Here is an 11,867-nt window from a genome sequence, read left to right as displayed (position 1 = left end):
GCGGGAGCCGGGTCAGTCGACGACGGGGGCGAAGCCGGCGCGGACGGGCGCGAGCGCCTCGTCGAGATAGGGCACGAGCTCGCCGCGGGTGGGGCCCGCCGCGGCCCAGGCCTGCACGGCCGCCACCGCGGCTCCGACGCTCGTGTAGGCGATGGCGCGCGAGAGGTGCGAGGGCAGCGGGCGCGCGCTCCGCTCCTCCACGAAGCGGGCGATCACGGCCGCCTGCCGCGCGAGGCGGCCGAGGGCCGACGCCTGCAGCTCGTGGACGCTGCCGATCATGTCGGACTGGGTGAGCACCCACGGCACCGTCGCGGGTCCGAAGCCGGAGCCGATCGCGAGCAGCGCGTCGCCGAGCGCGTCCATCACCGGCGCCTCTGCCGCAGTCTCGGCCAGCGCCTCCGGGAGCTCGGCCAGCCGGTCGTCGACCAGCACCCAGAAGACGTCGCTCTTGGACTCGAAGTAGTTGAAGAAGGTGTTGCGCGAGACGCCCGCGCGCTGGGCGATCTGCTCGATCGTCGTGCCCGCGTAGCTCTGCTCGACGAAGAGGTCCAGTGCGGCGTCCTCGAGCATGGAGCGCGACGACGCGCGGGGCCGTCCGCGCTGCACTCCTCGCACCATGACCCGCTCCTGCTCCGCTTCCCCCGACGCGCTAGGATAGCGCCGGACGACTTCGACCCGGCCATCACCGGTGAGTCTCCGGAAGAACGGTGCCGGCTCCGGCCTGCGCCCAGTAGACCCGGACGGGTGCGGCCCGTGACAGCCGATCGAGTGGGAACGCGTCAGCGGGCACTCCTCCGGGAGCGACCGGCCGACCGGTCCAAGCGAGGTGGTACCGCGACCCGGCCCGGGGTCTGAGATCCGGGCGGGCCGTCCTCGTGCAGACCAGCAGCACTGCCAGGAGACCGCACGTGACCTACCCCCTGACCCCGCCCACCCCGCACGGAGCCGAGCCCGCCGAGGGCTCCGCGTTCGGCCGGGGCGTGTCCCCGTCGCCGCGCTTCCCCGAGATCGAGGAGCGCGTGCTCGCGTACTGGAAGGCGGACGACACCTTCCAGGAGTCGATCCGGCAGCGCGAGGGAGCGCCGGAGTGGGTCTTCTACGACGGCCCGCCGTTCGCCAACGGCCTGCCGCACTACGGGCACCTCCTCACCGGCTACGCCAAGGACGTCTTCCCCCGCTTCGAGACGATGCGCGGACGGCAGGTGCACCGCCGCTTCGGCTGGGACACCCACGGCCTGCCCGCCGAGCTCGAGGCGGAGCGGCAGCTCGGCATCACCGACAAGTCCCAGATCGAGGAGATGGGCGTCGCGGCCTTCAACGCCGCCGCGAAGGAGTCGGTGCTGCGCTACACCGGGGAGTGGCAGGACTACGTCACCCGCCAGGCGCGCTGGGTCGACTTCGACGACGACTACAAGACGCTCGACCCCACCTTCATGGAGTCGGTGATCTGGGCGTTCAAGCAGCTCTACGACAAGGGCCTCGCCTACGAGGGCCACCGCGTGCTGCCGTACTGCTGGCGCGACCAGACGCCGCTCTCGAACCACGAGCTGCGGATGGACGACGACGTCTACAAGATGCGGCAGGACCAGACGGTCACCGTCACCTTCCCGCTGGTCGGCGAGACGGCGGAGGCGCTCCAGCTGACGGCGGTCCGCGCTCTCGCGTGGACGACGACGCCGTGGACGCTGCCGACGAACCTCGCGCTCGCCGTCGGGCCCGACATCGAGTACGCGGTCGTCCCCGCCGGCCCGAACGGCGCGGCCGACGGCAGGGGCGAGCCCGAGGAGCGCGAGCTCTCGGCCGAGTACCTGCTCGCCATCGACCAGGTCGGCGCCTACGCGAAGGACCTCGGCTATCCGGACGCGGAGTCGGCCGTGGCCGCCGTCTCGCGCACCCACCGCGGCTCCGAGCTCGAGGGGATCAGCTACGACCGCCTCTGGGACCACTACGCGGACACCGAGGCCTGGGGCACGCAGAACGCGTGGCGCATCCTCGTCGCCGACTACGTGACCACCAGCGAGGGCACCGGCATCGTGCACCAGGCGCCCGCCTACGGCGAGGACGACCAGAAGGTCTGCGAGGCGGCGGGCATCCCCGTCATCATCTCGGTCGACGACGGCGGCCGCTTCCTGCCGCAGATCAGCGAGGTCGCCGGCCTCCAGGTCTTCGACGCGAACAAGCCCCTCACGCAGCTCCTGCGCGCGGGCCACCGGCTGCTCCGCCAGGCGAGCTACGAGCACTCGTACCCGCACTGCTGGCGCTGCCGCAACCCGCTGATCTACAAGGCGGTCTCGAGCTGGTTCGTCCGGGTCACCGCGATCCGCGACCGCATGGAGGAGCTCAACCAGGAGATCACCTGGGTCCCCGAGAACGTCAAGGACGGCCAGTTCGGCAAGTGGCTCTCGGGCGCGCGCGACTGGTCCATCAGCCGCAACCGCTACTTCGGCTCGCCGATCCCGGTGTGGAAGAGCGACGACCCGGAGTACCCGCGGATCGACGTCTACGGCTCGCTGGACGAGCTGGAGCGCGACTTCGGCGTGCGCCCGGACGACCTGCACCGGCCGTTCATCGACGAGCTGACCCGCCCGAACCCCGACGACCCGACCGGGCGCTCGACGATGCGCCGGATCAGCGACGTCCTCGACGTCTGGTTCGACTCCGGATCGATGCCCTTCGCCCAGGTGCACTACCCGTTCGAGAACGCGGACTGGTTCGACACCCACAACCCGGCGGACTTCATCGTCGAGTACATCGGGCAGACGCGCGGCTGGTTCTACACGCTGCACGTGCTCTCCACCGCGCTCTTCGACCGCCCGGCGTTCCGCAACGTGGTCAGCCACGGCATCGTGCTGGGCAACGACGGGCAGAAGATGTCCAAGTCGCTGCGCAACTACCCGGACGTGGCCGAGGTCTTCGACCGCGACGGCTCCGACGCCATGCGCTGGTTCCTGATGTCGAGCCCGGTCCTCCGGGGCGGCAACCTCGTCGTGACGGAGGAGGGCATCCGCGAGGGCGTCCGCCAGGTGCTGCTGCCGCTGTGGAGCACCTGGTACTTCTTCTCCCTCTACGCCAACGCCTCGGCGGGCGGCGGCTACGAGGCGACCAGGCGCACCGGCTCCGAGGACGTCCTCGACCGCTACCTGCTGGCCAAGACCCGCGATCTGGTCGAGACCGTGACCGGCCGGCTCGAGGCGCTGGACTCCACGCTCGCGGCCGCCGCGCTCCGCGACTTCAGCGACGTGCTGACGAACTGGTACGTGCGCCGCTCCCGCGACCGCTTCTGGCAGGGCGTCGACGAGGACGGCCGCGGATCGGAGGCGTTCGACACGCTCTACACGGTCCTCGAGACCGTGTGCCGCGTCGCCGCCCCGCTCCTGCCTCTCGTCACGGAGCAGATCTGGCAGGGCCTGACCGGCGGCCGCAGCGTCCACCTCACCGACTGGCCGGAGGCGGACGAGTTCCCCGCCGACCCTGCGCTCGTGCACGCGATGGACGCTGTCCGCGGCATCTCGTCCACCGCGCTCTCCCTCCGCAAGCAGGCCGGGCTCCGCGTTCGCCTGCCGCTCGCGCGCCTGACCGTGGTGGTCGCGGACGCCGCCGAGCTCGCGCCGTTCGAGGCGATCCTCCGCGACGAGCTGAACGTGAAGGAGGTGTCGCTGGTGCCGCTGGTCGACTCCAGCGCCGCCGACTACGGCGTCACCTCCCGTCTCGCGGTCAACGCGCGCGCCGCCGGGCCCCGGCTCGGCAAGGGCGTGCAGACCGTGATCAGGGCCGCCAAGGCCGGCGACTGGAGCGAGACGGACGGCGTCGTCACCGCCGGCGGCGTCGAGCTGGTCGAGGGCGAGTACGAGCTCACGCTCGAGGTCGGCGGCTCGGCCGGCGACGACCGCGCCATCGCCCTGCTCCCGCGCGGGGGCTTCGTGCTCCTCGACACGGCGACCACCCCCGAGCTCGAAGCGGAGGGGCTCGCCCGCGACCTCATCCGCGCGGTGCAGGACGCCCGCAAGGCGGCCGGGTTCGAGGTCAGCGACCGGATCGTCCTGGAGGTCGTGCTCGACGAGCCGAGCCTGCAGGCGCTCGAGCCGCACGCGCTCTGGATCGCGGAGGAGACCCTCGCGACCGGATGCGCGTTCACTCCGCTCACCACGGCTCTCGAGGGCGGCGAGGGCGCGATCGCCGTCGGCCCCGCGGGCACCGCCATCATCCGCGTCGAGAAGGTCGAGGCCGCCGATGTCTGATCCGTTCGAGCCGGACGACGCCGACCGCGCAGCCGCCGACGCCGTCTACGCCGCGCTGCTGGAGCGCCTGGGCGAGGCGAGCGTCCGCCCGCGCCTCGCTCCGACCCGGCGCGCCGTCGAGATCCTCGGCGACCCGCAGCGCGCCTACCCGGTGATCCAGATCGCCGGAACCAACGGCAAGACCTCGACCAGCCGGATGATCGAGAGCCTGCTGCGCGCCCACGGGCTGCGGGTGGGCCTGTTCACCAGTCCGCACCTCGAGCGCTTCAACGAGCGCATCGTCATCGACGGAGAGCCGATCTCGGACCGGAGCCTCGCCGACAACTGGCAGGACGTCGAGCCGTACCTGCGGATGACCGACGCCGAGCTGGCCGAGCAGGGCGAGGCGCCGCTGTCCTTCTTCGAGGCGATCACCGTCCTGGCCTACGCGGCCTTCGCCGACGCGCCGGTCGATGTGGCCGTCGTCGAGGTGGGGATGGGCGGCGAGTGGGACTCGACGAACGTCGCCGACGCGCAGGTCGCCGTCTTCACGCCGATCGCCCTCGACCACACCGACCGCCTCGGCTCGACGATCGAGGAGATCGCGCGCACCAAGTCGGGCATCGTCAAGCCGCTCGCCTCGGTGGTCTCCGCGAGGCAGGTCCCGGAGGCGGAGGCGGTGCTGCGGCACGCGGCCGAGGCCACCGAGTCGACGATCGTCGTCGAGGGGGCGGAGTTCGACGTCGAGTCGACGACCGTCGCCGTCGGCGGCCAGGTCGTCACCGTCCGGGGACTCGTCACCACGTACGAGCAGCTGCTGCTGCCGTTCTTCGGCGACCACCAGGCCGAGAACGCCGCCGTGGCCGTCGTCGCGGTCGAGACCTTCCTGGGAGGCGGGACGCAGGAGCTCACCGGCGACGTCCTCGACGAGGGCTTCGCCGCCGCGACCTCCCCGGGCCGCCTGCAGCTCGTCGGACTGGCTCCGCGCACCGTCGTCGACGCGGCGCACAACCCGCACGGGGCCGCGTCCCTCGCCGCCGCTCTCGGGCGCTACTTCGACTTCGACCGCGTGACGGCCGTCCTCGGCGTGCTGGCCGAGAAGGACGCCGAGGGGATCCTCCGGGAGCTCCGCCCCGTGGTGGACGAGCTGATCGTGACCACGGCGCCGAGCGATCGGGCGATGCCCGCCGAGGAGCTCGCCGCGCTCGCCCGCACCGTGTTCCCGGAGGAGGCGGTCCGCGTCGCCGACGACCCGCTGGGTGCTCTCACGGCCGGCCGCGTCCTCGCGGCGCGCACCGACAAGGGCGCTCTGCTGGTCACGGGCTCGATCACCCTCGTCGGCCGCACGATCACTGCGGCCCGCGACGAGAACTGGATGGGCGCGTGAGGGCCGGGCGCCCGCGGCGCTCGCGGACCGTCCGGGAGAGCCTCGGCTCGATCGTGCTCGGCTTCGAGGCGGTCATCGTCTTCCTCGCCACCCTGGTGGCCTTCGGGCTGAAGGCGGCCGACCCCGTGGTCGTGCTGGTCGGGGGAGCGGTGGTCTGCCTCGCGCTCGTCGCCACTCTGGGCCTGCTGAACCGGCCGGTCGGCTTCCGCATCGGCTGGGTGCTGCAGTTCGTTATCGTGGCCTCGGGCCTGCTGGTCCCGATCATGTACGTGATCGGCGCCGCCTTCGTGGCGCTGTGGACGTACTGCATGGTGACCGGCACCCGCCTCGACGCTCAGACGCGCCGGGCGGCGGAGCCCACCGCCCCCACCGAAGGAGACCGCTGAACCATGGCCACTCAGGAGACCCTCGTCCTCGTCAAGCCCGACGGCGTCGCCCGCAACCTCACCGGCGAGATCCTCCGCCGCATCGAGGCGAAGGGCTACTCCCTCGTCGACGTGAAGCTCGTCGAGGCCGACCGCAAGCTGCTCGCCGCCCACTACGCCGAGCACGAGGGCAAGCCCTTCTACGAGCCGCTCGTCGAGTTCATGGAGAGCGGCCCGATCGTCGCCCTGCGCATCGCGGGCGACCGTGTGATCGAGGGCTTCCGCGCCCTCGCCGGCACCACCGACCCGACCACGGCCGCTCCCGGCACCATCCGCGGCGACCTCGGCCGCGACTGGGGCCTCAAGGTCCAGCAGAACCTCGTGCACGGGTCCGACTCCGAGGAGTCGGCCGCGCGCGAGCTCGGTCTCTGGTTCGCCTGAGCCGCTCGGCCGCCTGCCTCTGACGACGTCCGTCAGAGGTAGGCGAGCACGTTCAGCCTCACCTGCGCGATCACCGCGATCAGCAGGTAGCAGAGCAGCGTGATGAACGGGACCCAGCCGTAGGCGGCACCGGCGAAGCGGCGCACCCCGGCGGGGACGGGGAACACGCCCTCACGGAGGTTGCGGAGCGTCACCAGCCAGAAGCCCGGGATGACGACGGCCCAGGTGAGCATGCACCAGGGGCAGAGGGTTCCGAGCGCGAAGACGCTCGTCGCGATGAGCCAGCCCACGAACACCAGGGCCAGCAGGAAGCCGACGTTGAAGGCCGCCCAGAACCACCGGTCGAACCGGGCGCCCGCGAGCAGGCCCAGCCCCACCACGATCGGCGCGATCCAGGCCGCCAGGCCGATGAGAGGGTTCGGGAAGCCGAAGACCGCGCCCTGCGCCGAGTTCAGGTTCGCACTGCACTGCACCAGCAGGCTGAAGTCGCAGCCGAGGCCCGCATCGGGGTTCTCGAGAGCGGCGAACTTGTCGTTCGTGAGAGCGAAGGCGGCGGTCCAGCCGATCACGCCGAGGACGATCAGCAGGACGGCGAAGAGGACGGGGCGCTGCTGGGTGGGGGCGTCGCGCACCCCGGGATCGCTGGACACCGGGGGATTATGGCACGCGCCGGATCGGCGCCTCTGGGAATGCGTGCGATAATCGGAGCCGTCGGTCCGGGGGACCCCGCATCGACGCGAAGAAGGTTTACCGGGCGAGTACCGGGCCACAGGAGATCGACAGCGTTCCGCGAATGGACGCGCCGGATCTCCGCTCCGCCGGGAGTCGACCGCAGGTCGCACCGCGGGGGAGCGCGTGTCGGATAGTCAGTTCCGAGTGTGCAGCTGCAACCGGAGTCCCGCGCCACGAGCGCGACGGGACCGGGGGAGCGGAAGGATTCGCGGCGGGCCGAGGCCCCTCGCACGAGAGAAGCATCCGGGAAGACGACGCGGCGGACGACCCGGCCGAGGAGTGCACCAGGAATGGTGGAAGACAACAGTACGAGCGGATCCGATCCGGACCGCGACGAGCCCCGCAGCGGGGCCAGGAAGATCAGCCGCCTCTTCGGTGGCCGCCGGGCGACCCGGCGGACCGAGTCGAGCGCGCCAGCGACAGGGGAGACGATCATCGACAGCAACGAGACCGACCAGACCGGAGCCGAGGGCACCGAGCTGCCCGAGACCGGGAGCGCCGCGGAGGCGGCCGAGCCGTCGACGTCGACGGGCGCGGTGTTCTTCAACGCCCTCCCGCAGACCCCGGGCGCCGAGCAGGAGGAGCCGCGACGGCCCGCACTGCCGAGCCCGTCGCTGCTGTTCCAGGCGCCGGTCCTGCCCGACTACGTCGAGCTGGCTCCGCTGCCTCCCCGCGGTGCGCCGCTGGGCGTCCAGGAGGAGCGCGAGAGCCCGGCCGAGGAGCAGGGCTCCGTCCGCCGCCGCTCGCGCCGCCGCAGCGGCGAGAGCGAGAGGTCCGGCTCCGACGACCCCGAGAACACCGTCGTCCGGGTCCGCCAGCCGCGCGAGCAGCGCGAGGCCCGCGAGCCCGAGCTCATCACCGAGCCGCAGCGCATCAAGGGCTCGACCCGCCTCGAGGCCAAGAAGCAGCGCCGCCGCGACGGCCGCGACGCCGGCCGGCGCCGCACGGTCGTCACCGAGTCGGAGTTCCTCGCCCGCCGGGAGGCCGTCGACCGCGTCATGGTCGTCCGCTCCAAGGAGGACAGCATCCGCATCGGAGTGCTCGAGGACGGCGTCCTCGCCGAGCACTACGTCGCCCGCTCGCAGGAGGCGTCGCTCATCGGCAACGTCTACCTCGGCCGCGTGCAGAACGTCCTCCCGAGCATGGAGGCCGCCTTCGTCGACATCGGACGCGGGCGCAACGCCGTGCTCTACTCCGGCGAGGTCGACTGGGACGCCGCGAACAACGCCGGCGGCCCCCGCCGGATCGAGCTCGCGCTCAAGCCCGGCGACCGGGTCCTCGTCCAGGTCACGAAGGACCCCGTCGGCCACAAGGGCGCCCGTCTCACGAGCCAGATCTCGCTCCCCGGCCGCTACCTCGTCTACGTGCCCAACGGCTCGATGAACGGCATCTCGCGGAAGCTCCCGGACACCGAGCGCGCCCGCCTGAAGAAGATCCTCAAGGAGGTGCTGCCCGAGAACGTGGGCGTCATCGTCCGGACCGCGGCCGAGGGCGCCACGGAGGAGCAGCTGACCGTCGACGTCGAGCGCCTGACCGCGCAGTGGACGGCGCTCAGCGCGAAGGCCGCGAGCGGGCAGGCTCCCGCTCTCCTGCACAGCGAGCCGGACCTGCTGATCAAGATCGTCCGCGACGTCTTCAACGAGGACTTCGAGAAGATGGTCATCGCCGGCGACGACGCCCGCGAGACCATCGAGCTCTACCTCAGCCAGGTCGCACCCGATCTGCTCGAGCGCGTCGAGGTCTACACGGGTGACAAGGACGCGTTCGACGAGTTCCGCATCACGGAGCAGATCGAGAAGGCGCTGGAGCGCAAGGTGTGGCTGCCCAGCGGCGGCTCGCTCGTGATCGACCGCACCGAGGCGATGACGGTGGTCGACGTCAACACCGGCAAGTTCGTCGGCTCGGGCGGGAACCTCGAGGAGACTGTCACGAAGAACAACCTCGAGGCGGCCGAGGAGATCGTCCGCCAGCTGCGCCTGCGCGACATCGGCGGCATCATCGTCGTCGACTTCATCGACATGGTGCTCGAGTCCAACCGCGACCTCGTGCTCCGCCGCCTGGTCGAGTGCCTGAGCCGCGACCGGACGAAGCACCAGGTCGCCGAGGTCACCTCGCTCGGCCTCGTGCAGATGACCCGCAAGAAGCTGGGCCTGGGCCTGCTCGAGACCTTCAGCGAGAACTGCGAGATCTGCGCCGGGCGCGGCGTCATCGTCCACCACGACCCCGTGCTCAAGCACCGGTCGACCGCCGCTCCGCAGCAGGAGCAGCGCCGCCGGGGCAAGGGCGGCGAGCAGCAGCCCGCCGCCTCCGGGCGCTCGAACGGCGGGCAGAACGGGCAGGGCGCGCCGGCCACCAAGCCGGTCAGCACCCACGCCATCACGGACGACGCGAAGAACGCGCTCGCGCAGATCGCCGCCAGCACCATCCACCCCCAGGCCGTGCGCCAGGCGGCGGAGGAGGCGGCCGCGCTGGTCGAGGACGCCGCCGAGACCGTCGAGGCCATGGCGCCGGAGGAGTCCGCCACGGCACCCGAGGAGCAGCCGTCCGAGCCGAGCCGTCGCGGCGAGCGTCCCGCCCGGGGTGAGCGCCGTCGTCGCAGCCGCGACCGCGAGCCGCGCCAGGAGGCCGCCGAGACGGCGGCCGTCGAGTCGGCTCCCGTCGAGACCCCGGTCGAGAAGGAGATCGAGCCGGCCGCTGCCGCGCCGATCCTCGACATCCCGATCGCGCCGGTCACGCCTCCGCGCCGCGTCCGCAGCGAGGTCGCCGAGCACCTGCTCGACTCCGTGCTCGACGCTCTGCCGGCCCCGAAGCAGCCCGGCCAGGGCCGTGCGAAGAGCCGGCGCGTCACGACGGCCGCGCTCACCGGAGTCGCGGTCATCCCCGAGCAGACCCCGCGCCGCGCCGACCAGTAGCGCGACCCGGTGTCAGGAGGGCCCGGTGCCCGGCGAGAGCCGGCGCCGGGCCCTCTCGGCGTCCCGGTCGCGCCCGCGGACGCGGAGCCCGCTCCGCCTCAGCCGCTCGACCAGCTCCCGCGCGCCGACGGGGACCGCGCCCGCGGCGACGAGCTCGTCGATCCGCTCGTCGGGCACGTCGTAGTGGTCCAGGTCGAAGCCGCGCTCGGGCACGCCGAGACGGCGCGCGAAGTCGTGGAGCTCCTCGAGCGAGACGTCGCTCACGAGGTGCGCCCACAGCCGGCCGTGCGCCGGCCAGCGCGCGGCGTCGACGAGGATGGCCATTCCCCGATCGTAGGCGGCGCGCCGTCCGTCCACGTGCCTCCTCCTCGACTATCGTGACGGGGTCGCCGGTCGGGTGGACACGGCTTCGCAGTCGTGTGCGTTTGACCGTGGAGCGCGGATCCCGTACTCTTGACCGTTGGTGTGGCGCGATCCATGTGCTCACGCAGATTTCCGTTGTCGCTCCGCCCCTCACGGGGCGCGGGCCGCGGTGCCGGTTCCCTCGTGTCGTGAGGAGACGGGTACGAACCGGAAGACCGGGGCTCAGCCCCGTCCCTACAAGCCCCGGACGAGGCCTCCGCTCCGTCCAGACGAGAAACAGGTACGAGAAGTGGTTTACGCAGTTGTGCGCGCCGGCGGTCGGCAGGAGAAGGTCGAGGTCGGCACCATCGTGACGATGGACCGCGTCAAGGCCGACGAGAACGGCACCGTGCAGCTTCCTGCCGTGCTGCTCGTCGACGGTGAGTCGATCACCTCGGACGCGGCGACCCTCGCGGGCGTCACCGTCACCGCCGAGGTGCTCGAGGACCTCCGTGGTCCGAAGATCATCATCCAGAAGTTCAAGAACAAGACCGGTTACAAGAAGCGCCAGGGGCACCGTCAGGACCTCACGCGCGTCAAGGTCACTGGCATCAAGTAGTCCTGCAAAGGAATTGAGCTGACCTGCGGAGCGAGCCATCGCCCTGCAGGGCAACAGCACGGGGCTGCGGCCCCCCGGTCTCGAGGAGATGAGAAATGGCACACAAGAAGGGCGCGAGCTCCACTCGCAACGGTCGCGACTCGAACGCGCAGCGTCTCGGCGTCAAGCGCTTCGGCGGCCAGGTCGTGAACGCGGGCGAGATCATCGTCCGCCAGCGCGGCACCCACTTCCACCCCGGCGCGAACGTCGGACGCGGTGGCGACGACACCCTGTTCGCCCTCTCGGCGGGCGCTGTCGAGTTCGGCAGCAAGGGCGGCCGCAAGGTCGTCAACATCGTGGCGGCCGCCCAGTAGGGTCGACCTCCTCGGCCGCACAGGCACAGGACGCAAGGGGCGGGCTTCGGCTCGCCCCTTGCGCGTTTACCGGGGCACAGCCCCCCGGCGCCGGCATCCCGGCGCCGCACGCACTCACGGACGGATTCACACCATGGTCACCTTCGTCGACAACGTCACGCTGCATCTGCGTGCCGGCCACGGCGGCAACGGCTGCGTCTCCGTCCGTCGCGAGAAGTTCAAGCCGCTCGCCGGCCCCGACGGCGGCAACGGCGGGCACGGGGGCGACATCGTCCTCGTCGCCGACCCGCAGACGACGACGCTGCTCGCCTACCACCGCCACCCGCACCGCAGCTCCGAGAACGGCGGTCCCGGCATGGGCGACCACCGCGCGGGCGGGAACGGCGAGCTCATGGAGCTCCCCGTCCCGGTCGGCACGGTCGTCAAGTCGCCGGACGGCGACCAGCTGATCGACATGGACGAGCCCGGCCTCCGGTTCGTCATCGCTCCGGGCGGGCAG

Annotated in this window: 10 protein-coding genes and 1 pseudogene; 8 read left to right on the top strand and 3 right to left on the bottom strand. The window is 71.9% G+C overall.

Features of this window, described 5'->3' with window-relative positions; genetic code table 11:
* Positions 1 to 12: 12 nt before the first annotated feature.
* Entirely contained in the window at positions 13 to 618 is a 606-nt protein-coding gene (locus C5B92_RS14140) for a TetR/AcrR family transcriptional regulator (protein ID WP_104350519.1), read from the bottom strand.
* Between the two features lie 290 nt (positions 619 to 908).
* On the opposite strand from C5B92_RS14140, the gene ileS reads away from it, so the two are divergent.
* From ileS to ndk, 4 genes are read left to right on the top strand one after another with little or no spacing between them, the layout of a single operon-like run.
* On the top strand, positions 909 to 4,238 hold the full coding sequence (ileS, locus tag C5B92_RS14135; protein ID WP_374952940.1) for an isoleucine--tRNA ligase: 3,330 nt from the start codon (positions 909 to 911) through the stop codon (positions 4,236 to 4,238).
* Entirely contained in the window at positions 4,231 to 5,604 is a 1,374-nt protein-coding gene (locus C5B92_RS14130; protein ID WP_104254918.1) for a folylpolyglutamate synthase/dihydrofolate synthase family protein, read from the top strand. The genes ileS and C5B92_RS14130 overlap by 8 nt, the downstream gene beginning before the upstream one ends.
* Positions 5,601 to 5,990 (top strand): DUF4233 domain-containing protein, encoded by a 390-nt coding sequence (locus tag C5B92_RS14125; protein WP_258061495.1) that lies wholly within the window; start codon positions 5,601 to 5,603, stop codon positions 5,988 to 5,990. Before C5B92_RS14130 ends, C5B92_RS14125 begins: the two co-directional genes overlap by 4 nt.
* A gap of 3 nt (positions 5,991 to 5,993) precedes the next feature.
* Positions 5,994 to 6,410 carry a nucleoside-diphosphate kinase gene (gene ndk, locus C5B92_RS14120; RefSeq protein ID WP_104254917.1) on the top strand — a complete coding sequence of 139 codons (417 nt, stop codon included), beginning with the start codon at positions 5,994 to 5,996 and terminating at the stop codon, positions 6,408 to 6,410.
* Between the two features lie 32 nt (positions 6,411 to 6,442).
* Here the strand turns inward: ndk and C5B92_RS14115 are convergent, their stop codons facing one another.
* Positions 6,443 to 7,060, bottom strand: a complete 618-nt coding sequence (locus C5B92_RS14115; RefSeq protein ID WP_244230638.1) for a vitamin K epoxide reductase family protein — start codon at positions 7,058 to 7,060, stop codon at positions 6,443 to 6,445.
* A gap of 372 nt (positions 7,061 to 7,432) precedes the next feature.
* Between C5B92_RS14115 and C5B92_RS14110 the strand changes: the two genes are divergently transcribed.
* Entirely contained in the window at positions 7,433 to 10,054 is a 2,622-nt protein-coding gene (locus C5B92_RS14110; RefSeq protein WP_104254916.1) for an Rne/Rng family ribonuclease, read from the top strand.
* A gap of 12 nt (positions 10,055 to 10,066) precedes the next feature.
* Here C5B92_RS14110 and C5B92_RS14105 read toward each other — a convergent pair whose 3' ends face one another.
* Positions 10,067 to 10,378, bottom strand: coding sequence for a DUF4031 domain-containing protein (locus tag C5B92_RS14105; protein ID WP_104254915.1), 312 nt, complete (start codon positions 10,376 to 10,378; stop codon positions 10,067 to 10,069).
* 328 nt (positions 10,379 to 10,706) lie between these two features.
* Between C5B92_RS14105 and rplU the strand changes: the two genes are divergently transcribed.
* From rplU to obgE, 3 genes and pseudogenes are all read left to right on the top strand, one after another.
* Positions 10,707 to 11,015: a 50S ribosomal protein L21 gene (gene rplU, locus C5B92_RS14100; RefSeq protein WP_104223682.1), complete on the top strand. Its 309-nt coding sequence runs from the start codon at positions 10,707 to 10,709 to the stop codon at positions 11,013 to 11,015.
* A 95-nt stretch (positions 11,016 to 11,110) separates the two neighbouring features.
* Positions 11,111 to 11,368, top strand: a complete 258-nt coding sequence (gene rpmA, locus C5B92_RS14095) for a 50S ribosomal protein L27 (protein WP_068209107.1) — start codon at positions 11,111 to 11,113, stop codon at positions 11,366 to 11,368.
* 133 nt (positions 11,369 to 11,501) lie between these two features.
* Positions 11,502 to 11,867: pseudogene (gene obgE / locus C5B92_RS14090) on the top strand (GTPase ObgE); the annotation flags it as partial.

The sequence above is a fragment of the Rathayibacter sp. AY1A4 genome, assembly GCF_002930955.1.
GTDB lineage: Bacteria > Actinomycetota > Actinomycetes > Actinomycetales > Microbacteriaceae > Rathayibacter.
Note: the sequence above shows the minus strand (reverse complement) of the source record. Positions and strands in the feature narration are given on the sequence as shown.

Coding starts and splice junctions, on each gene's coding strand:
- C5B92_RS14140 (WP_104350519.1), bottom strand. CDS start 618: ATGGTGCGAGGAGTGCAGCGCGGACGGCCCCGCGCGTCGTCGCGCTCC.
- C5B92_RS14130 (WP_104254918.1), top strand. CDS start 4,231: ATGTCTGATCCGTTCGAGCCGGACGACGCCGACCGCGCAGCCGCCGAC.
- ndk (WP_104254917.1), top strand. CDS start 5,994: ATGGCCACTCAGGAGACCCTCGTCCTCGTCAAGCCCGACGGCGTCGCC.
- C5B92_RS14110 (WP_104254916.1), top strand. CDS start 7,433: ATGGTGGAAGACAACAGTACGAGCGGATCCGATCCGGACCGCGACGAG.
- C5B92_RS14105 (WP_104254915.1), bottom strand. CDS start 10,378: ATGGCCATCCTCGTCGACGCCGCGCGCTGGCCGGCGCACGGCCGGCTG.
- rpmA (WP_068209107.1), top strand. CDS start 11,111: ATGGCACACAAGAAGGGCGCGAGCTCCACTCGCAACGGTCGCGACTCG.